The organism is Pectobacterium carotovorum, from assembly GCA_016415585.1.
Taxonomy (GTDB): Bacteria; Pseudomonadota; Gammaproteobacteria; order Enterobacterales; family Enterobacteriaceae; genus Pectobacterium; species Pectobacterium carotovorum_K.
Window position 1 is genome coordinate 3,945,103 of the sequence record CP066552.1, and the last position, 21,507, is coordinate 3,966,609.

The following is a 21,507-nucleotide window of genomic DNA, read 5'->3' on the forward strand; positions in this document are numbered from 1 at the left end:
GAGATAAGTTAGTAAAAACAAGACTAAATTTCAGCGTTACATTATTACGCTGAAGCCCCCTCACAAAACCGTGATCCGCCGCTGAACCAAATCTGAAAAAGCGATAAAATTTGCGCAGAGAAAAAAACGTGCGCACCGTAACCTATCTGCACGTCACGTATTGCACCGCCTGCAAATCACAGCTACTTTTAACGTTATGAATCCCCCCACCCGAAGCGCAATAAATGACTGATAAAATAAAAAATATCGCTACCTGCGAATCGCCTGCTAGCGTCCAATTCCCCCACTACGATCGTAAGGCGCTGAAGCCGCGCATCGTCCATATCGGTTTTGGTGCTTTTCATCGCGCTCATCAGGCACTGCTCACCGATCGTGTGCTGAATATGGTGGGAGGAGACTGGGGTATTTGTGAAGTCGTGCTGTTCAGCGACGACACCATGATCACTGCGCTACGTCAGCAGGATCATCTGTTTACCGTGTTGGAAAAAGCAGCGACGGACAATCAGCCGATTGTCGTTGGTGCCGTGTGTGAATCGTTACATGCAAAAATAGAAGGCATTACTGCCATTATTGAGAAACTCGCTGCGCCAGAAACCGCCATCGTTTCCCTGACGATTACCGAAAAAGGCTATTGCATGGACGGTACGAGCGGCAAGCTGGATCGTACCAATAAGCTGATTCAACAGGATCTCATCGATCCTCGTCATCCCGCCTCGGTGCCGGGGTTGCTGGCGGAAGCGCTGCGCTTGCGTCACGAGCGCGGGATTGCGCCGTTCACCGTCCTCTCATGCGATAACGTGCCGGAGAATGGCAAAACGGCCAAAGCCGCCGTGCTGGAATCTGCGGGGCTCAACGATCAGAGTCTGATCGATTGGATCGAGGCTAAGGTTTCTTTCCCGAATACGATGGTGGATCGCATTGTCCCTGCCGCGACGCCAGAAGCGTTGCAGGAAATTGCCGATCACCTCGGCGTCGCCGATCCCTGTGCGATAGCCTGTGAACCCTTTATTCAATGGGTGATCGAAGATCATTTCACTGCCGGACGCCCTGAGTGGGAAAAAGCGGGCGTGCAGCTAGTGCATGACGTACTGCCGTTTGAAGAAATGAAACTGCGCATGCTGAACGGCAGCCACTCGTTTTTGGCCTATCTGGGCTATCTCGCCGGTTATGATCACGTCAGCGACTGTATGAATGACGAAAACTATCGCCGCGCCGTGTCTCATCTCATGCTGCTGGAACAGGCACCGACGCTCAGCGTGGTGGATATCGACCTGAAAGACTATGCCGTTCAGTTGCTTACCCGTTTTTCCAACCCCGCGCTCAAGCATCGAACCTGGCAAATCGCGATGGATGGTTCACAAAAGCTGCCCCAGCGCATGCTGGAATCGCTACGCTGGCATCTGCGTAATGGCGGAGACTATCGCTGTCTGGCATTAGGGGTCGCTGGCTGGATGCGTTATGTCAGCGGAAAAGATGATGCGGGCAACCCTATCGAGATCCGCGATCCGCTGGCTGATAAGCTCAGACAGCTCGTTGCGGAAACGTCAGATAGCCCCGAGCGGGTCAGTGCGTTTCTCAATATTCGTTCTATTTTCGGCGAGGATCTGTCAGCAAACCACGATGTCTTCAACGCTATCGCACAGGCTTATCTGAAGCTGCGCGATCACGGCGCGAAGAACACCGTGGCCGCACTGGTACAAGACTTTAAATAACGATAAATCCAAGCAGCGCAAGATATACCGCACTCTGCGCACCCAGCGACAGAGTGCGGCCTTTACCTTTTTTTTCATCCAGCCACGGCAGCGATGACCAACTCATTCCCGCACCAATAACCGCGATCACCAGCATCGCTGCGGCAACCAGCCAGACAAGCTTATCCAGCAGCGAATTGGGAAACAAAATTTGCATTGCGGAAACGACGAGAAACAGCGTAACGCAACGCAATACCCCGACCAAAATACCCGCACGATCTCTTAGCCCACGCGGCGCGGAAGACGGTAACCAGGCCTGAAAAGCAAACAACCCAACTACGGCAATAAAAATCACATAAATAATGGCATAGGCCAGCAAATGACTCACGTTACGGCTCCTGATGAGGGAATACAGTAGATTGAACTGGGCGGGATGATGACGACATTTCCTCTCTGCGGTCAATGCGTTATTTCACATCATGCTATCGATTTGTGGGGCAGCGCCCACTATCGCCTCGTCGCCAATCTGCACGTATAATGCTTTCCCGTAATAAATTTACATACTTTGTAAATTAAGAACATAAACGCACGATCAAATAATTATAAAAAGCAAATTAAAATATCTTATTTCATGATCTGTCTGACAGATCACCATTAAAATCGCCCTAAAGCGTGATCGCCAGTTTACTTTCTTTTCAATAGAGCAAATGATAAAGAAATGATAGTTCAATAGAACTGAAATATTGTTTCATCTTTGTAATTAGGCTGATCATGAATAAACCAATCTCTTTTAAACACACGTTCTGCTACGGCAGCGCGAACCTGCTTGGCAGTGGCGCGCTTGCTATCAGCGGCGCATGGCTGATGTATTTTTACACCACATTCTGTGGGTTAACATTGGTTCAGGCTGCTGCTATCTTCTCCGTTGCCAGCATCATTGATGCCGTCAGTAACCCCATCATGGGGTACATCAGCGATAACTTCTACAACACCCGTGTTGGTCGCCGATTTGGCCGCCGCCGCTTCTTTATTTTGCTGGGTGTCCCGCTGGTTCTGGTCTACCCCATGCTATGGGTTGAAGGCTTTGGCTTCTGGTACTATCTGGCAACCTACGTGCTGTTCGAGCTGATTTACACCTCGATCATGGTGCCGTATGAAACGCTGGCTACCGAAATGACCTCTGACTTTAAACTGCGCTCTAAGCTGACAGGTTCTAAAGCCATTTTCGGTAAAATCGCCAACTTCCTGGCGGCGTTCATTCCAGGGCAGTTTATTGCTATCTACGGTAAAGATTCCGCAACACCATTCTTCTACACTGGTCTGGTCTACGGTGCCATTATGTGTGCGGCAATGATCGCGCTGTATATGACATCCTGGGAGCGTCCGGTCAACGAAATCGTCCGTGAAAGCACGTCCAGCCTGTGGCAAGCGATGAAAAAGCTGAGCGTGGATATGGTTTCCACCTTCCGCCTGCGTATTTTCCGCAAGCATCTGGGGATGTACCTGTTTGGCTTTGGTGCTGAGTGGCTGTTCGCTTCCGCGTTCACCTACTTCATCGTCTTTGGTCTGAAGCAGAACACGGCGCTGGTATCACACCTCAATAGCTTCAGCTCAATTATGCAGCTCATTTCTACCGCAGCCTTTATCGGTATCTGCGTCAAAATGGGCTTTGCGCGGCCGTTCCGTCTGGCCTTGATGGTAGTAATTGTCAGCGTGATAGCCTATGCCGCACTCTATTTCGCTAACTGGTCAGAAGAGATGACCATCTTTGTTCTGTTCGCCATTACCGCCGTATTTGGCCTGAGCACGGGCGGTATCTACTACATTCCCTGGACGGTTTATACCTTCCTGGCCGATGTGGATGAAGTGCTGACCGGGCGTCGTCGTGAAGGGATTTACGCTGGTGCCATGACGTTTGCCGGTAAAATGGTTCGCTCTGTGATTGTCTTCGCGATGGGCTGGACGCTGAGCCAATTCGGCTTTGTCTCCGGGCAGTCAGTGCAACCGGAATCTGCCGTACAGGCAATTGTTGGCGTGTTCTCGCTGGGTGTTATCGGTCTTGCGCTGGTTGCAATTTACTACACCACGCAGATGAAGTTGGATCGTAAGAACCACGCCATTCTGCTGGAAGAGATCGCACGTATCAAAGCGGGCGGCGCGATTGCCGATGTCCCGGCTCATGCTCGTGCTGTCGCAGAAGAACTGACGGGCTGGGAATATGAGAAGTGCTGGGGTAACAACCCGTTAGGCGTTCAGTCAGAAGAGGCTAAACCGCAGGTTGCGACTGCACAGCATTAATTGAAGACGTTCGTTTATTGGAAACAAGCATCGATTGAAAACAGGCATCAATTAACTGTTATCAACTAAAAATAATCAGCCCAATCTCATATTGGACTGACTCAGAATGTTGACGAACCTTTTTGCCGAACGAAAACGGGAGTAACGGAATAGAAGAGTAAAGCGTTTGCGCCAGGGACAAAAGCGTCAGGAACGCTTTTGAACGTCGCTTGCGACGGCCCTGAAAGGGTGAATCTCATGGATGAGATTCATATCTGCGCAATCCGAGCGCACAGGGAAGTGTTCACAGCGTCTTTACGATCTATCCGTTACTACCGCTCGGCGGCCTTTGTCAGCAACCTCAATCAGCCCAATCTCGTATTGGGCTGATTCATTTAGGCCTGCGTTTACTGATTAACAGAACGGGTAGGATAGGCAGGCGATCGCATCAATCACCTGCCAAAATGCAGGATTAAATCAACGAGGCTTCTTTCAATTCGCTTTTCAGGTAAGCGTAGTATATCGGGGCAGCAATCACACCGGACAAGCCAAACGCCGCTTCAAACACCAACATCGCCAGCAGGATTTCCCACGCGTGCGCTTTGATCCTCGTCCCAACGATTTGTGCATTCAGGAAGTATTCCAACTTGTGAATCAGCATCAAATACACCAGCGCGACCAGCGCAATCGGCAATGAAAGCGATAAGCCACACAGGAAAACGATCGAATTGGAGATCAGGTTACCAATCACCGGTAGTAGGCCAAAAACGAAGGTAAGCACCACCAGCGTTTTGGCAAACGGTAGATGAATGCCGCACAGCGGCAGAGCGCCAAGAATAAAAATGGCAGACAGCACCGTGTTAACCACAGAGATCTTAACCTGAGCAAAAACAATGTTGCGGAATGATGCCGACAGCAAGGTAACCCGCCGCAGTAACTCCGCTTTGAGTAACGGTTTCTCCTTGTCGTGATCGACGTTATACAGCGAGACAATCGCCCCAAGCACCATACCAATCAGCATTGTCAAAAAACCATGCAGAAAATTTTTCCCCATGTTCTGCAACATCACAATATGCGCCTGAACCCATTGCAACAGCTCGTGCTGAAGCTCTTCAATACTGACCGGCAGATACCCCGGTAAGTAGTGGGCGATCTGCTGTTGAATGTCATTGAGGATGTAGCCAATGCGAACATTGAAGGCCGCCGTATCTTTCATTTCCTGCATCAACAGCCCGACCAAACTGCCAAATAATAGACTTAACAGGCTGACGACCAGCGTGCTGATTACCGCGACCACCATCCAACGGGCGCGCTTACCGCTGATGACCCGTTGAAAGTAGGGCGTCAGTAAATTCACAATTTCATACACCAAAAAACCAGCAATAAAGCAGGCTAGCAGGCGTAAAGGCAGCAATATAAGCAGGCCACCCATAATAAAGAAAAAGCTCAACAGGCGAGCTTGTTTCAGGTTCAGTAACTGCATGATGACATCCCGTATGAAGAGGCAACACCGAGGATACTCTTTGTGGAGTATGCTACGCCTTTTTCGATGCTAACAGATTGATATATATGCGCCAGATTTACGTCTATTTTGCGAGTGATACAAACGAGGGATATTTTTGGTGTTTTACCAGTGAAATACCAGCAGTGTTTTAGCTCGGCCGGATATCCACCCACCAGGAAAAACGCCGGGTCACCTTCACTGGCAGCGTCCAAGCAACAGCCTCAAGCAGGCGATCGGTTTCATGTAGTAGAAAAACGCCCGAAATCCGTAGCGTCGTTACCACAGAATCAACATGAAAATAGCCATTGTGATAGCGGGCAATTTCATTAACAAACTGTCCTAGCGGCATGTTATCCGCGACCAGTTGTCCTTTGCGCCAGCTCTGGCGGAAGTTCTCAACGGGTGCGGGTTCACTGCACCTGCCGCGGGTAAAGATAACCTGCTGCCCTGCCGTTACCCGCCGCGCAGCGGGGACTGCCGTTTGTAGCAAAACCTCACCGCTAAAAACGGAAAGCACACTATGGGCGGACGTATAGCGCAGCGCTAATTGGCAGGAATGCGCAGAAGCGGCGAGATCGCCATGGGGCGTGGTTAACCGGGCTGCATGCGCCGTTTGGTTGTCCAGCATCAATTCACCTTTGATCAACTGAAACGTCAGCGGCTGAGACAACGCGGGGTTGCCCTGCTGATTCAGTGCCGAATCCGTATTGAGCCAGACGGTTAGCCCCGTTTCGATGCTGAGCTCACGGTTTTCTCCCTTGCCCGTACGGTAATCGGCAGCATAGCTTTCCCACGGCAGACTAAAACCCGCGCCTCCGGTAAGGCTGACGATCGCCAACAGTTTGAGCATGCGCCGACGTTCCCCGCCCCGCTTACTCAGCACCGAAGAGGCTAACTGGCTATCTACCGCATGGAAACGGGCATGAATCTGTTCAACCTGCTGTCAGGCAAGCTGGTGGGTTTCATCCTGATGTAACCATCGCTGCCATGCCTGACGCTCGTGTACAGAACAGTCTTCGTCATACAGCGTGGCATACCACTCGGAGGCGGCATAAAGAACATCTTTCGGAATAGAAGAAGTAATAGAGGAAATCATAAGTCCTGACACAATAGACAATTCAGCATTGCCTGTGCCATATATTTTTTCACCATCCGCTCGGAAACGGCTAATTGTTCAGCAACCTGCCGGTTGAACTGGCGGGTATCGTGGCGGTTGATGCCCGGTTCGCCCAGCGATGTTTTATAGCCAACTTTACCGAACGGCGTGTTATGCAACGTACCGTACGGCAGCTTAAAGCCGTTGGTTGTGTCGGACTTCGTCTCCATGTAGCTGGCTAATACGGTCAGTTCCGTGTCTTCTCCAAGGAACGTGACGCTCGGTGCCAGATAAAGACGCTTGCTCTTCGAGAAATCCATCTCACCCGAGGTGTCACGCGCTAGCGCAACAACCCGATACAGCACCGAGCCGTCATCGTTTAACGGACCCGCACTGTCGACGGCCAGATGGCGATAGTCGTTACCCGTCACGACTGCCGGATCGTAAGAAAGTAATACACCAGCCTGTTGGGCAAATTGATTGAGCACCTGATTGAGCGGGCCAGACGATACCGTGTATTGCTGGACAGGAGCCACAGATGCCGCATAGACCGCTGCCATTGGCAGCACTGAGGCAAACGATGCCCCAAGTACCCCGGCGCGTAAAGTACGCGCTAACAGGTGGGTACGGAATTTAACCATTATTTATCCCCTATCGCATAAGAAACGCTTGTTTTCAGAAGCTATGCCAATTGAGAGAGTAAAAAGGGGAACCAGAAATCGAAAATAATTAAAGTAATCCGTTATCAATCAGAAATATTAGGGAAAATACGTTGCCGCTATTGGTAAACCGATACGATGACTAATAAAAATTGACGTCGGATTTATCAAAACGTGCTATATCGCGATAAGCACGGCATCGGCTCAACTGCATCAATAATTAGACGAGCGTCTACTTATTCAGTTGTCATTCTTTAGGATTTAATGCGCTAAAAATAAAGAAAATTTACAGAGCTTATTATTCTTACTTAATAAATGGTGATGTCTAAAAGAATAATTCACGAGCAGGCGGGCAAAAAGTGGGGTGGCAAAGAGAAAAATATAATGAAATCGAAACGATTCGCTATCCATTTCAAACAAGCATATTATATGCAATAAAATAGTTATCCCTCTGTTTTTTCTTGATTTTTAACACCATCCTGACTAATAAAAACACCTTTTATTCTTCATTTATGAAAAACCGATACTGCTTTATCAGTTCTACTGACCGTCAGCATATGTCAGAGAGTAATCCACGCAATCGGTCGCTCTCGATTAAATGTAGTTAGATCAGTGCTAACAAATTTATTAATAACAACAATTTTTCTTCTGTCGTTATTTTTCACTGAAAAACACACATCTCTATTCTTTCGGCCAGATAATCTACGACTATTCAAGCTTATGACGCTAAATTTGTCGGCGACTCAACCGCATCCTGATTCAGGATCAGCAGAGAAAGCACCCGATTTTCAACGTTCAGCTTAGAAAAAGACAGCGTACTTAACTGCTTTTTTGTAAAGCCATCAGACAGCAGATCCGAGACCACACGCGTACTCAACACGTTGGAATTCGTCATAAAGTCGTGATAAGCAAACTTCACGTTGATAGGGAGTACATCATCAATCGAGACGGGCGTATTCATTTCAGCACGTAATCCAAAATGGGCGTTGAAGGCAGAATTCGCGCAGACGACCTTACATTTCTCGTCAATCACCGCCACAGCACGCCGATCATTCTGAACTGGTTGAGAAAGCATGCCTAAAATCTCATTCCGGCCAAATATCAGACTCATTGTTTCCTCTGCATCATGCTATGTAAAAAGATATCTCACAGCGCACCATACCCACGGCACACCATTGATAAGCAATCAACCTACCGGAATTTAAAAGGTTTCCGGACTAATAGTGTTCTTCCCCACCCCAGAAAATCACCTAATGAAAATAGTGAAATTCGCTAACCGGAACCGTTTACACGTTCTCAGGCTACCGGGACTCAAACATCTGCCGCCTTACTCTGCGTCAGTGATGTTGGGTATATCTATGTTATTTATTTTTGGAAACCGGATATTTCTGAATAAGACACAAAAATAACAATTAATTTTTCTTTTTATCGGCAGTTAACACACGACATCTTTACTCTTTTTAAGAAAAACCTGCACCTGTGCTACAGAACCCACCTAGAGTGTAGATTATTCACACTTGTCTGCCCGTTGATAGTCAGATAAATCTATTTCATTAATAGCCTACATATAATTAACAATTAGAACAAAATTTCAACTCATAGATCATAGTTGCACGCGCTAAATAGCTGCCGTATGTAGGAATATACTCTGAACAGGATTTTTACTATCGGCTGAATAAGCGGGATCTTTATGCCTTTTGATCGTAAAGGGCGATCAAAAACCTGATAACAATAGATATAATCTATTGAAAACAATGAATTGATCGTTAATGACATTATAACAGCATAGATAACTCTGCTGACTTTCATATTGTGACATACATCACTTATCGCGTTTTGGCTACCACTAAAAAACTGCCTGCTTTCTGAACCAAAAGACTATCTTTTAAGTAACGCCTCATTGCTTTTCCTGCATTGCGTGATCAATCGCGCAAAAAAGAAACAAAGATAAGTTGTTAACTAGAATTAACCGTTATTTGACATAGCATTAACATGTTTAAGGAGAAGCGCTATGACACAACATAATAAACACGCCATTCCCGCCGCCATTGCGGAAAATGCACTGATAAATGCTCAGCAATACAAAAATATGTATCAGTTGTCCGTTGACGATCCTGCCGCCTTTTGGGGCGAGCAGGGAAAGATCGTCGATTGGATCAAACCCTATAAAACGATCAAGAACACCTCATTCGACCCCGGTCACATCAGTATCCGCTGGTTTGAAGACGGTACACTCAATGTGGCAGCAAACTGCCTAGATCGCCATCTGGTCGAGCGTGGCGATCAAACTGCCATCATCTGGGAAGGCGATGACGCAACACAAAGTAAAAAAGTCACCTACCGTGAACTGCATCAGTCCGTGTGCCGCTTCGCCAATGTGCTGAAGTCACAGGGCGTCAAAAAAGGCGATGTCGTTGCTATTTATATGCCGATGGTGCCAGAAGCAGCCGTGGCAATGCTGGCCTGTGCCAGAATTGGAGCGATTCATTCGGTGATCTTCGGGGGCTTCTCTCCCGAAGCGATTTCTGGGCGTATCATCGATTCCAGCGCCAAACTGGTCATTACCGCCGATGAAGGCGTACGCGCCGGACGTGTGATCCCGCTGAAGAAGAATATTGATGAGGCGTTAAAGAACCCGAACGTCACCACCATTACCAGCGTTATCGTTTTCCGCCGCACAGGTAAGATCAATGAATGGCAGGACGGACGCGATCTGTGGTGGCACGAGCTGGTTGAAAAAGCAGACGACCATTGCCCGCCAGAAGAGATGAACGCGGAAGATCCGCTCTTTATTCTTTATACGTCAGGTTCGACGGGGAAACCCAAAGGCGTGTTGCACACCACTGGCGGCTATCTGGTTTATGCTGCACTGACCTTCAAATATGTCTTCGACTATCATCCCGGCGACATTTACTGGTGTACGGCGGATGTTGGCTGGGTCACGGGGCACAGTTACCTGCTTTATGGTCCGCTGGCATGCGGTGCGATTACGCTGATGTTCGAAGGTGTACCAACCTGGCCGGACGCCAGCCGCATGGCACAAGTGGTTGATAAGCACCAGGTCAATATTCTCTATACCGCCCCCACTGCGATCCGTGCGCTGATGGCGGAAGGTGATAAAGCGATTGAGGGTACATCGCGTGAATCGCTTAGGATCATGGGTTCCGTCGGTGAGCCGATCAACCCAGAAGCCTAGGAGTGGTATTTCAACAAAATCGGCAATGGCAAATGCCCTATCGTCGATACCTGGTGGCAGACAGAGACGGGCGGCTTCATGATCACCCCTCTGCCCGGCGCGATTGAGCCGAAAGCCGGCTCCGCGACGCGCCCGTTCTTCGGTGTACAGCCAGCGCTCGTCGACAACCTCGGCAACCCGCAAGAAGGCACTGCGGAAGGCAATTTGGTCATCGTGGATTCCTGGCCGGGTCAGGCAAGAACCCTGTTTGGCGATCACGACCGCTTTGAGCAAACCTACTTTTCTACCTTTAAAGGCATGTACTTCAGCGGGGACGGTGCCCGCCGTGACGAAGATGGTTATTACTGGATCACGGGCCGCGTTGACGACGTGCTGAACGTTTCTGGGCATCGTCTGGGGACGGCGGAAATCGAATCCGCACTCGTTGCACACCCCAAGATTGCCGAAGCAGCCGTGGTCGGCATTCCTCACCATATGAAAGGGCAGGCCATCTACGCCTACATCACGCTGAATCACGGCGAAGAGCCATCCAGCGAGCTGTATACGGAAGTCCGCAATTGGGTGCGTAAGGAAATCGGTCCGATTGCCACACCGGACATCCTGCACTGGACTGACTCTTTACCAAAAACGCGATCCGGCAAAATCATGCGTCGTATCTTGCGTAAAATCGCCGCCGGTGACACCAGCAATCTGGGGGATACCTCAACGCTGGCCGATCCTGGCGTCGTCGAAAAACTGCTCGAAGAAAAGCAGGCCATGAGTACCGCCTCTCAATAACCCCTGACCCACCGCACTCTTCATTCCCGTAAGCCATGACGTGGCTTGCGGGGATGCGGCTGGCGATAAATCAGGCGGTAACGTCGCGGCAAGACTCAACCCTACAGATTACTGGAGACTTACGATGAATGATGCCATTTATCAACGGATTGAAAGTCACCCCTTATTCAGAGAACTGGTCAACAAGCGACAGCGTTTTGCCGCTTTTCTTTCACTGATCATGCTGGTGCTTTATGTCGGCTTTATTCTGCTCATCGCCTTTGCACCTGGCTGGCTGGGAACGCCGATTGCTCCAGGTTCCAGCATTACCCGTGGTATTCCAATTGGCGTGGGATTGATTGCGATTTCCTTCATTCTGACAGGCGTTTATGTGTATCGCGCTAACGGTGAATTTGATCGTCTGACCAAGCAGTTACTGGATGAGGTAAAGCAATGAAAATACGCTTTATGATGCTGTTCGGACTTTTGACGCTGCCAATGCTTGCATGGGCAGCAGATGCACTCACGGGGGATGTCCAGCGCCAGCCGTTGAATATTCAGGCTATCGTGATGTTTCTGCTGTTCGTTGGCGGCACGCTGTATATCACCTACTGGGCATCGAAGAAAACACGTTCACGCAGTGATTACTACACGGCAGGCGGCAACATCACCGGTTTCCAGAACGGACTGGCGATTGCAGGTGACTACATGTCCGCTGCATCCTTCCTCGGTATTTCTGCGCTGGTCTACACCTCCGGTTACGACGGCCTGATTTATTCACTCGGCTTTTTAGTTGGCTGGCCGATTATTCTGTTTCTTATCGCAGAGCGGCTACGTAACCTCGGGCGCTACACCTTTGCTGACGTCGCATCTTACCGTTTGCAACAGCGCCCGATCCGCAGCCTCTCCGCCTGTGGTTCGCTGGTGGTTGTGGCTCTGTACCTCATTGCGCAGATGGTGGGCGCGGGGAAACTCATCGAGCTGCTGTTCGGCCTCAACTACCATGTCGCGGTGGTGCTGGTCGGGATTCTGATGGTGATGTACGTAATGTTTGGCGGTATGCTCGCCACCACATGGGTACAAATTATCAAAGCGGTCCTGCTGCTGTTCGGTGCCACCTTCATGGCCGTCATGGTGATGAAATCCGTGGGGTTCAGCTTTGACGAGCTGTTCAAACAGGCGGTAGCAGTTCACCCAAAAGGGGCAGCAATTATGCGTCCTGGAGGACTGGTTTCTGATCCGATATCCGCGCTGTCTCTCGGGCTGGGCCTAATGTTCGGTACGGCCGGTCTGCCGCATATTCTGATGCGTTTCTTCACCGTCAGCGATGCGAAAGAAGCACGAAAAAGCGTGTTCTACGCCACGGGGTTCATGGGCTATTTCTACTTCCTGACCTTCATCATCGGCTTCGGCGCTATTCTGCTGGTCAGCGCCAATCCAGCGTTTAAAGACGCGACAGGCGCGCTCATCGGTGGGAATAACATGGCAGCGGTGCATTTGGCCGATGCCGTCGGCGGCAACTTCTTCCTCGGCTTTATCTCTGCCGTGGCCTTTGCCACCATTCTGGCCGTCGTTGCTGGGCTGACACTAGCAGGTGCGTCTGCCGTGTCCCACGATCTCTACTCTAACGTGTTCAAGAGAGGAAAAGCGACGGAGCGCAATGAGCTGAGAGTCTCAAAAATCACCGTACTGGTGCTGGGTGTGGTGGCTATTTCGCTCGGTATCCTGTTTGAGAACCAAAACATCGCCTTCATGGTTGGGTTAGCGTTCTCCATCGCTGCGAGCTGTAACTTCCCAATTATTATCATCTCCATGTACTGGTCTAAGTTGACTACACGCGGAGCGATGATTGGCGGTTGGGCGGGTCTGTTGACGGCTGTAATTTTGATGATATTGGGGCCGACGATCTGGGTGAAAATCCTCGGTCATGCCACCCCTATTTATCCCTATGATTATCCAGCATTGTTCTCCATGCTGGTCGCGTTTATCGGTATCTGGTTCTTCTCCATCACCGATCGCTCCGAAGCCGGACAGCAGGAACGCGCACGCTTCCATGCGCAGTTTGTCCGCTCACAAACCGGCGTCGGCGCATCAAAAGGCAGTTCCCACTAATCTTCCTCTCTCTGGCCCGCATTCGCGGGCCAGCTCTTCTTTGAAACCCAAATGCCTCACATTGTTAAAACTGGATTTATTCCTCGCTTAATGTCACCACGTCATACATCACGCTGCCGCCTTTTAATTGCAGCGTGATCGTGTTGTTGCCATTTTTCAGAAAGTGGGATGACACAGGGATGCGGGCGATGTGATAACGCCCACTCTGTAGCGCGCCGCGATAAATGGTTTTGTCGTTTTCGTAAGTCAGCGTTTCCAGCGTGCTGCCGTTCACTGCTATCGCCAGCTGTGGCATGGTCGGCTCACTCATGCCGCTGTTGCTCGCTGCCGCCAGTGCGATATTCAGGAAATAGGTTTTTTTCTCAGGTTGCAGGGCAAAACGGATGTCCCATTTTCCCGGTTTGGTCTGCGCGTAATACCAGTCGTGCTGATAGTCGCTGCGGCCAATATCAAACGTCAGATTTGCCGGAACCTCATGCTGCCAGCGGGTGTTGCGTGCCTCATTGCCAAAACGGAATTCACTCGCCTGCCGATTGGCCTGCCCAATCGCCCAAACAACCGGTTCGGCTTTGGGCAGGGTTATCACAGGCAGCGCTTGCTTATCACCGGAAACGGACAGCGTTTGTTCTGCCAATATTCCCGGCTGCGTACCGCTGTTGGCGTATACCGCCAGATGGTAATTGCCCGGGCGAACATGAGGGATTACAAAATTCCCCTGCGTGTCTGTCGTTGCCTGATACGAATAGCCACGGGTTTGCACATCGAACGGTTCATCCAGCGATGACGAAAGCACGACGGTCACCGACTGCTGGCTGGCAATGCGTCCGCTCACCTGCGTGCGATCGCGCGCATAGCGGGAATCGTTGACCCAGCTGTACGGCCAGTTGACGGCTTCCGTCAGTGCCTGACGCTGAGCATCCGCCAGCATTTGTTCGGTATCGCCCTGATTGATATACAGCAGCCACGGACCGTAGAATTTTTTCCAGCCCGGCGGGGCGACCATATCCGGCGTACCAAAGTGCGAGCCCGTCATGTAGTTCAGAATGATCGCATCCTGATGTACCAGTAGATCCTGCTTGAGCGCATCGCCGGAGAAATACTCCCGATTGCCGTGAATCAGCCACGCCCCTACGCCATTGCCAAAAACGCCCCAGAAAGGCGCAGCACGCATATAGCCAGCAAAATCATATTTGGAATAAATGCGGCCATCCGGCAATCGCCAGGTTTCATCCTGCACTTTCGGCGACGCTTCAAGCTGGCTGTAGAGTAGCGGTTTTCCTTGACGATCACCGTTGTAGAGATGATCTAACCGGGCGGGATCGAAGCGATAGACGTTACGCAATTCACTGATTTTAACGTCCTGATTTCCGCTATTCTCGGCCACCACATAGCTATAAAGCCCGCTAATGCCGCGGTGCATAATCAGGTGATATTCAAGCCGTAACAGCCCGTCCCGGTCATCGATATAGGCCACATGCGCTATATCTCGATCGTTGCGCAGCACCTCTACCCGCTCGGGGACAAAATCTTTGACGCCTTTAGCATGAGCATCGTTAATATAGTAATCGAGGTAAGCGCTACGCGTTTTACTCGGGTCACGCGCCGCACCAGACAGGTTGGTGACGATATTCTTGCCTCCCGTCACCATGCTCACCGCGCTGCCATCCTCCCCGAACGCGACTTTTAGTAAGCCGTTATCCAGAACGGTATTCAGACCAGAAACGGATAACGACACCGCATTATCCTGCGCGCTATAGCCATAGGGTGCCAGCATGGCCCCCACCAACAACAAGACAGATCGCTTCACAGTCAGCCCTCTTGTGTTCAGTCAGTTAAATCATAATTTTCATCGCGGCGGTTCAAGGTAACGGTCAATGCCAGATATTAGGGGAAACACGGTGATGAGGTTCCCGCAGGGACACCTCGCACCGTGGTAGCCCCGTGTATCTCGATGTCACGTCGCTGCCTTGCCACTAATGTAAAAAAATCAGCTATTTTAAACAGATAGAATGGAGATAGCAGGGACAACATAATCGAGGGGATAAGCGCCCTCCTTCACGCCACTGCCAGCAACAACAAGAATCTGGCAATAGCGGGAAGAAAGTCAGGATCGACATCGCAGAAATTAAAACTGATCAGAATGACAGCTCGCGAATCAGTACGGCGGACACCACTTTCCAGCCGCGAATCAGCAGGCTTTGCGCCTCACCGTCCATCACCACCGTGCCGCGCAGCACCTGCGGCTGAGCACGATAATCGTCAGGCAGACTGAGCAGCACGCGATAAACGGCCTGTTCAGGATGCAGCTTGCGCTGTGCGTCGCTCAACGTGGCAATATCACCGCCGTAAATGGATGCCAACTCCGGCGCGGCGTTCAGATCGCGGGTTGCCGTGCTGGCAATCTCCACAATAGTGAGCGGCAGCGACGAGCGGCTCACGTCCTGTAAATAAAACGTCCCCTTTGCGCCCGTGCGGAGCCGCTGCCAGTCTTTTTCCGACACGAACGCTTCCACCAGCCCGCCGGTTGGCTTGGTGACGACCGCCAGCCATTCGCCCTGCCCCAGCCACTCGCTCGTTTCCAGCGGCGTCGCCATATCGGCCACCACGCCGTCTATAGGCGCACGCACCGTCAGTTGTTCCGACTGACGCTGCAATACCTGTAGCTTTTTCAGCGCCGCTTCGTGTTCCTGCTTCACCCGCTGATGATCGCCAGCCGCTTCCTTGTTGAATACCTGAAAGGTGCTTTGCCAGTTCAATGTAGCAATCTGACGTTCCAGCTGTTGCCGTTCATACGCCAGCGCATCAGACGACAGCGTAAACAGCGTCTGCCCGGCGTTCACGGCCTGACCAACCCGTACGTCAATGCGCTGAATCATCGCAGGTACGGGCATATACAGGCTGCTTTGCTGTTCTGCCCGCAGCAGCGCCGGGGCGTACACGCTGCGCTGCCAGGGAATCATCAGCAAGAGCAGAACCACAGCGCTCACAGTCAGCGTTGTCGTCATATTACGGTTCATACGATAATCCTTACGGCGTTTACTCCACTCGCGTACTTCATTCACCACTGGCATCACCACGAAGTAGCCGATTTCAATCGCGAAAAGCAGCATCCCCAGCAGTTTGAACGTCATGTGGTAAACCAAAATCGCGATACCGGTAAACAGGAAGAAACGGTATATCCACACTGCAAAGGCATAGCCCACCAGCGTACGTTGCAGCCAGCGGGGAAAATGCTCCGGCGGTGCATCACCTAAGCCGAACAGCCATTCCCGCATCTGCCAGCGGCCGATAGAAAAGCCTCGGTTTTGCAGGTTCGGCATCTGTAATCCATCGGAAAGCAGGAAATAGCCGTCGAAGCGCATCAGCGGGCTGAGGTTAATCGCCAGCGTCATAATCCAGGTTGTCGTCGCCAGCATAAACGCGGCGCTGCGCAGCATGCCGTCCGGCAAGAAGCTCCATGCCAGCGTCGCCCATGCTGCCAGCACCAGTTCGGTCATCATGCCCGCTGCACCAATCGCCATCCTCTGCCGACGGCGGGTGAGTTTCCACGAGCCGGACGTATCGGTGTACAGCACCGGCATCATCACCAGAAACGCGACGCCCATGGTGGCAACCCGCGCACCAAAGCGCTTGCAGGTGTAGGCGTGGCCGAACTCATGCAGAATCTTGGTAAAGCACAGCGTCAGCCCCGCCAGCGCTGCGCCTTCCAGCGTGAAGAAGTGCAGAAACGTATGCTTGAACGTTTCCCACTGGCGTCCGGCGAGGAAGAGCCCCAGCACGGCCACCAGCAGCGTCAGCTTGAGAAAAGTCCGGCTGAAAAACGGCTCGATCCACGGCAGTGTCGCGCCCAAAAAGCGATCGGGGTGCCATAAGGGAATGCGAAAAAATAGATAGTTCTTCAACAGCTTGCGCCAGATCGAAACGCGCGACTGTTCCACCTGACGAGAAAACTGCGCCATTGCCTCATCGCCAGAAACCCGCGTCAGGCTGTTGGCCTGCAAGAAACGATTGAAGTACTGCACATCGCTGTCATCAAGTATCAGCGCAGAAGTCTGGTTAACCTCGGCAACAATTTGCGCGGCGTTCCCCATCGACCAACGCGATAGCATCGCCATTTCCGCCCAACCGATACGAAAATAGAGGCCACGCAGCGGATCTTCCAGCGTCCAGCTAGGCGATCCGTCACGGTTAGCGGGCCCAGCATGCAGGATCAGTTCATCGCGCAGCGGGCTGAGCCCAGCGGCCGGCGTCGTACCTCCGGCCATCGTTAGACGCCCAACCAGACGCGCATTGACGCCAGCGGTTTGCGCAGCAGGTAAACGAACAGCACCGTGCGTTTACCGTACAGCTTGGCGGTCCCTTTCAGGCCCACGCGCAGCTGCGGATCATCCTGTGTAAAGCGTGCGCGCAACCGATAGGCCATCACATTGTCCGGCGTCGGCGCGGCGCGATAGCCAATCTGCTCCAGCCGCGCGTCCTGTGCCGAATTCGGCGCCACATTGAGGAACAGGCGCACGTACGCGCCGTTTTCCAGCGCAATCGCATCCGCCGCTGGCAATTGGATCTCCAGCTCAACATCGTGCGGATCGGCGATCATCATGATACGTTCCCCCACCGCCACCGAGCGCCCAATCCAGTCGCTGCTATCGTCAAAAATCGCCACACCATCACGCTGAGAAACAAGCTGCATGCGTTCCTGCTGACGTTGCAGAAAGTCCATCTCGCTCTGCGCCTGTTCGCGGCGGCTTTGCAGCACGGCCAGACTGGCCTTGCTATTGGCATCGAACAACGCCTGCTGCTGTGCCTGACGATACTGAGCATCAGCGGTAGCAAAAGCCTGTCGGGCCGATTCCAGTCGGTTTTCCAGTTCGCGCACGTCCAGTCGCACCAGCGGCTGATTGGCGCTAACGGCCTGATTAGGCCGTACCAGAATGTCATCCACCACGCCCGCCACGGGGGCGCGCACCATCACCGGACGATGCGCGACGATCTCAGCCGGAGCCAGCACCGACTGGCGAACGGGGATCAATAAGATCAGCGCCAGCGCCACGATCCCAGCCAGAATCAAACGACGCTTCTTCGGGCTGGTATTCGTCTGCCGCCGACGTTGTTTCTGCAAACTCGCCCACGCGTGAGCATACGCTTCCGCCAGTTTTTCCAGCAGCACGATCTCGGCTGGCAGCCACGCGTTGTCCCGTGCTAACACCAGTACAAGCGGCGTCTCGCCCTGCGCTAAACGCAGCGGTAGCCAGAGTAAAAATTCCGGCAGATGTTCCTGCCACAAAATCTGATCATCGGCAGGCAGCTCGCGGCATTGCAGCGCCTGCGTTTGACGCCCCTCTTCCTGCCACTGACGGCACAGGCGGCTAAATTCGGTACAAAACGGCGCGTTGTGATCGAGCGAGGCCAGCCCGGAAGCCGCCTGCAAGCGCCGTTTATCACAGTCCCACAGCAGCGCCTGCCGATACTTCACTAAATTATGCGTCTCGTTGACGATGAAAAACGCCAGCTCATCCAGCGTTTCACGCGCTCTGGCACGGCTTTGCAGCTGCAACAGCTCGGCCAGCAGTGCCAGTCGTGTATCCTGTTCAGTTTGTGCTGCTGTCGTGTTCCGTTCGGTCATGGCGATACGCTGCCGGCATCAGGCGGTACAATTTGCGCCACACCGCTCATGCCCGGCAACAATCCAGCGGTGGATTGGGTAATCCGACCAAAGACTTTTACCGACTGACTGACCGGATCGATCGCCGAAGAAAGGCGGCTGATTTCCGCCGGATAGCTCAGACCAGTTTCATCCAGCGTGACCTGAAAGGCGCTGCCCTGCTTTAACCATACCAGCCAGCGCGACGGCACGATCATTTCCAGCTCAAACGCGCTGTCGTCATAAATCGCCAGCAGCTCTTTGCCTTCCGGCACGGATTCCCAACGCTTCACCTTGGTTTCCGTTACGCGACCAGAGAATGGGGCTTTGATGGCACAGCGTTGCAGCATGGCGCGATTGACGCCGCTTTCGGCCTGCGCCATCGACACCGACGATCGCGCCTGATCGACATCCGACAGGCTGATCGAATTGAGCTTATCCAGCCGATCGGCAATCGCCAGCTTCTTACGCGCGGCATTCTCTGCGGCATTTGAGTAGTTCAGCTTTTCGCGCAGCACGGTGCAGTCAAACGTCACCAGCGTATCGCCCTGCTTGAAGTGTTCACCCTCTTTCACCGCAATATCCGTCACTTTCCCCGCAATTTCGCTGGATAACACGGTATAGCGCTGTGCGCTAAGCTGTACGCGAATGTCTCCCGTTGTCGCAGCCTGCCCCAACAGGGGCAGACCTAACACACTGACCAGCAATAGCGGACGCATTATGCCGAAAGCCATTAACGCGAACCTCCCGCCTGTAGGGATTGCAGGTTATCCCACATATCCGTGTTCACCACGCGATAAGGCTTACCCGCGCCAGCCGATGATGTCGCAGCAGACGAGGCAATCGGCGTCACAACAGGTGCTACGGATGGAGTGGATGCTGTTTTAGCCGAAGCCGTCGTGGTAGCAGGCGTAGCTGGTGTAGACAGGGACAAACGAGGTACCGCAACGCCGCCTTTCTCAAGGTTACCCGTGGTGAGGGCAATTGAGCTGCTCAGCGCCGCCAGACTGACATCGTTCACGTTATCCGGCAGCACATCCAACCCAGCGGCCTGATACACCGCGCCCAGCGCGTTCTGCACATCGGCAAAGCTACGGTCACGCGCGCGGGTGGTCAGAATGGTTTCCGTGCTGACGCGCACCTGCTCCATCTGCGTTTCGGCACGATGCTGTACGCTGAGCGTGGTTTGATTAAGGATGCCACGCTGAATTCGTGCCAGTTCCTGATAGCGACCGAACATCCGCGTGCTCTGCTGATATTCCTGCCAGGCGACATTCACCTGCGTCAATACCGCCATGCGCAGTGCCTGACGGCGCACCTCCGCCAGATCTTCATTCGCCTGTCCGGCACGTTTCACCGATGACCACGACAACACGTTCAGCAGGTTGCCGCTGACCTGAACGCCCGCGTTCGCCCACTGGTGATTAACCAGATAGCTGTTGCTATCACCGTTGATACCGGCAAACAGTGACACGCCTGGCAGCAGGCGCAGCAGCGATTTACGGGTTTCCAGTACGCTATTGCGTGCCAGATAGCTCTCTTCACGCACTTCCGGGCGTTTAACCATCGAGAAGTTTTCCAAATCGTCGAGCGAGTAGGCCATCTTCGGCGCGACTAGGCTGCTTTCGCTCGGCACGACGACGTCATATTTGCTCGACGGTGGCAGGTTCATCAGCGCGGCCAGACGGGATTTCGCCACTACCAGATCGCTGTCGACAATCTCCAACTGGCGCACCATCTCCAGCATGTTCTTCTGGAAACGCAGCGCTTCAACCGGTGCCAACAGGCGTTGCTGTTCGGTCTGACGCGCATATTCCAGCGCCTGACGCGCCTGCGTCAGCGCGGTGGTCACTTCCGGCTGCAAACGCTGCGCCGTGGCCGCTTCCCAATAAGCGGTACGCACCTGACGGGTAATATCGGCCACCACGCGACGACGACGTTCTTCCGCCGCCAGCGATTTGTTCGCCTGTACTTTGGCGTTGAAATAGCTGATACCGAAGTCCAGCACGTTCCAGCTCATCGTCAGATCGGCGGTGCGCATGGTCTGATCCTGACTGGTGGACGCTTCCAGTGACTGCCGTCCAGTGGTGACCGACTGGCTGCTGGAACCGGCCACGTTATCGCGGGTTTGTAACCCAGCGCGCGCGGTCAGTTTTGGTAACAGCATATCCAGATTCTGTACGCCCAACAGGTCATCTTCCATCGCCTGTTCCATCAGCGCGACCCGCTGTTGCAGGTTATATTTCAGCGCACGGGCAATCGCCTCATCCAGCGTGATCGTACCGCGTACCGGTTCTTGATTGGCGAACATCTGCGTTCTGTCGCTCAGCGCCTGTGCGACCTGCTGTTCTATCGTAACCGGCTCAGGTTTGACGGCACAGCCAGCCAGCCCCAGACAGGCAAGAGCTACTGCGATCCGTAACGCCCGAGAACCCGCGGTGCGTGGTGTAGCCTCGTGTTGAACGTTCTGCTGCTGACTGTCGTGTTGCTGGCTATCCCAGAAATGCGCTATGTGCTGATTCACCCGGGTTCTCCCCATCTTCTATTTGTCTGTTCCCTTCATCTTGCAGGCGGT

At 52.6% G+C, this 21,507-nt stretch carries 12 protein-coding genes and 4 pseudogenes; 5 read left to right on the forward strand and 11 right to left on the reverse strand.

From position 1 onward, the window contains the following. Positions 1 to 224: 224 nt before the first annotated feature. On the forward strand, positions 225 to 1,712 hold the full coding sequence (locus JFY74_17635) for a fructuronate reductase (GenBank protein QQG27872.1): 1,488 nt from the start codon (positions 225 to 227) through the stop codon (positions 1,710 to 1,712). Here the strand turns inward: JFY74_17635 and JFY74_17640 are convergent. Further along, positions 1,705 to 2,079, reverse strand: a complete 375-nt coding sequence (locus tag JFY74_17640; GenBank protein QQG27873.1) for a hypothetical protein — start codon at positions 2,077 to 2,079, stop codon at positions 1,705 to 1,707. The genes JFY74_17635 and JFY74_17640 overlap by 8 nt on opposite strands. Positions 2,080 to 2,462: 383 nt before the next feature. On the opposite strand from JFY74_17640, the gene JFY74_17645 reads away from it, so the two are divergent. Further along, positions 2,463 to 3,989: an MFS transporter gene (locus JFY74_17645; GenBank protein ID QQG27874.1), complete on the forward strand. Its 1,527-nt coding sequence runs from the start codon at positions 2,463 to 2,465 to the stop codon at positions 3,987 to 3,989. A gap of 451 nt (positions 3,990 to 4,440) precedes the next feature. Here JFY74_17645 and JFY74_17650 read toward each other — a convergent pair whose 3' ends face one another. The 5 genes and pseudogenes from JFY74_17650 to JFY74_17670 all read right to left on the reverse strand — a co-directional run bounded on the left by JFY74_17650 (position 4,441) and on the right by JFY74_17670 (position 8,338). After that, on the reverse strand, positions 4,441 to 5,451 hold the full coding sequence (locus JFY74_17650) for an AI-2E family transporter (GenBank protein ID QQG27875.1): 1,011 nt from the start codon (positions 5,449 to 5,451) through the stop codon (positions 4,441 to 4,443). A 169-nt stretch (positions 5,452 to 5,620) separates the two neighbouring features. Then, positions 5,621 to 6,568 (reverse strand): annotated as a pseudogene (locus JFY74_17655) (DUF4880 domain-containing protein). Then, a pseudogene (locus JFY74_17660) lies at positions 6,565 to 6,660 on the reverse strand (RNA polymerase subunit sigma). The pseudogenes JFY74_17655 and JFY74_17660 overlap by 4 nt, the downstream one beginning before the upstream one ends. Beyond that, a pseudogene (locus tag JFY74_17665) lies at positions 6,661 to 7,209 on the reverse strand (TonB-dependent siderophore receptor). It abuts the pseudogene before it with no gap. Positions 7,210 to 7,945: 736 nt separating this feature from the next. Continuing rightward, positions 7,946 to 8,338 (reverse strand): transcriptional regulator, encoded by a 393-nt coding sequence (locus JFY74_17670; GenBank protein ID QQG27876.1) that lies wholly within the window; start codon positions 8,336 to 8,338, stop codon positions 7,946 to 7,948. 900 nt (positions 8,339 to 9,238) lie between these two features. Here JFY74_17670 and acs point away from each other — a divergent pair. From acs to actP, 3 genes and pseudogenes are all read left to right on the forward strand, one after another. Further along, a pseudogene (gene acs, locus JFY74_17675) lies at positions 9,239 to 11,200 on the forward strand (acetate--CoA ligase). Positions 11,201 to 11,324: 124 nt separating this feature from the next. Then, the gene (locus JFY74_17680; protein QQG27877.1) at positions 11,325 to 11,636 is read left to right on the forward strand and encodes a DUF485 domain-containing protein; all 312 of its coding nucleotides are present in this window, start codon (positions 11,325 to 11,327) and stop codon (positions 11,634 to 11,636) included. Then, on the forward strand, positions 11,633 to 13,291 hold the full coding sequence (actP, locus tag JFY74_17685) for a cation/acetate symporter ActP (GenBank protein ID QQG27878.1): 1,659 nt from the start codon (positions 11,633 to 11,635) through the stop codon (positions 13,289 to 13,291). Before JFY74_17680 ends, actP begins: the two co-directional genes overlap by 4 nt. 76 nt (positions 13,292 to 13,367) lie before the next feature. Here the strand turns inward: actP and JFY74_17690 are convergent, their stop codons facing one another. The 5 genes from JFY74_17690 to JFY74_17710 all read right to left on the reverse strand — a co-directional run bounded on the left by JFY74_17690 (position 13,368) and on the right by JFY74_17710 (position 21,456). Then, the gene (locus tag JFY74_17690; protein QQG27879.1) at positions 13,368 to 15,098 is read right to left on the reverse strand and encodes a rhamnogalacturonate lyase; all 1,731 of its coding nucleotides are present in this window, start codon (positions 15,096 to 15,098) and stop codon (positions 13,368 to 13,370) included. A gap of 328 nt (positions 15,099 to 15,426) precedes the next feature. Continuing rightward, positions 15,427 to 17,556, reverse strand: coding sequence for an HlyD family efflux transporter periplasmic adaptor subunit (locus JFY74_17695; protein ID QQG27880.1), 2,130 nt, complete (start codon positions 17,554 to 17,556; stop codon positions 15,427 to 15,429). A gap of 2 nt (positions 17,557 to 17,558) precedes the next feature. Continuing rightward, positions 17,559 to 18,914, reverse strand: coding sequence for an HlyD family efflux transporter periplasmic adaptor subunit (locus tag JFY74_17700; GenBank protein QQG27881.1), 1,356 nt, complete (start codon positions 18,912 to 18,914; stop codon positions 17,559 to 17,561). Further along, positions 18,911 to 19,666: an efflux RND transporter periplasmic adaptor subunit gene (locus tag JFY74_17705; GenBank protein QQG27882.1), complete on the reverse strand. Its 756-nt coding sequence runs from the start codon at positions 19,664 to 19,666 to the stop codon at positions 18,911 to 18,913. The genes JFY74_17700 and JFY74_17705 overlap by 4 nt, the downstream gene beginning before the upstream one ends. Beyond that, a complete protein-coding gene (locus JFY74_17710; GenBank protein ID QQG27883.1) occupies positions 19,666 to 21,456 on the reverse strand; it encodes a TolC family protein in 1,791 nt (596 codons plus the stop codon). The genes JFY74_17705 and JFY74_17710 overlap by 1 nt, the downstream gene beginning before the upstream one ends. Between the last annotated feature and the right edge of the window lie 51 nt (positions 21,457 to 21,507).

Bases quoted from the DNA above. Each gene is read 5' to 3' on its own strand.
- JFY74_17645 (QQG27874.1), top strand. From the start codon at position 2,463: ATGAATAAACCAATCTCTTTTAAACACACGTTCTGCTACGGCAGCGCG.
- JFY74_17670 (QQG27876.1), bottom strand. From the start codon at position 8,338: ATGAGTCTGATATTTGGCCGGAATGAGATTTTAGGCATGCTTTCTCAA.
- JFY74_17635 (QQG27872.1), top strand. From the start codon at position 225: ATGACTGATAAAATAAAAAATATCGCTACCTGCGAATCGCCTGCTAGC.
- JFY74_17695 (QQG27880.1), bottom strand. From the start codon at position 17,556: ATGGCCGGAGGTACGACGCCGGCCGCTGGGCTCAGCCCGCTGCGCGAT.
- JFY74_17700 (QQG27881.1), bottom strand. From the start codon at position 18,914: ATGACCGAACGGAACACGACAGCAGCACAAACTGAACAGGATACACGA.
- JFY74_17680 (QQG27877.1), top strand. From the start codon at position 11,325: ATGAATGATGCCATTTATCAACGGATTGAAAGTCACCCCTTATTCAGA.
- JFY74_17705 (QQG27882.1), bottom strand. From the start codon at position 19,666: ATGGCTTTCGGCATAATGCGTCCGCTATTGCTGGTCAGTGTGTTAGGT.
- actP (QQG27878.1), top strand. From the start codon at position 11,633: ATGAAAATACGCTTTATGATGCTGTTCGGACTTTTGACGCTGCCAATG.
- JFY74_17650 (QQG27875.1), bottom strand. From the start codon at position 5,451: ATGCAGTTACTGAACCTGAAACAAGCTCGCCTGTTGAGCTTTTTCTTT.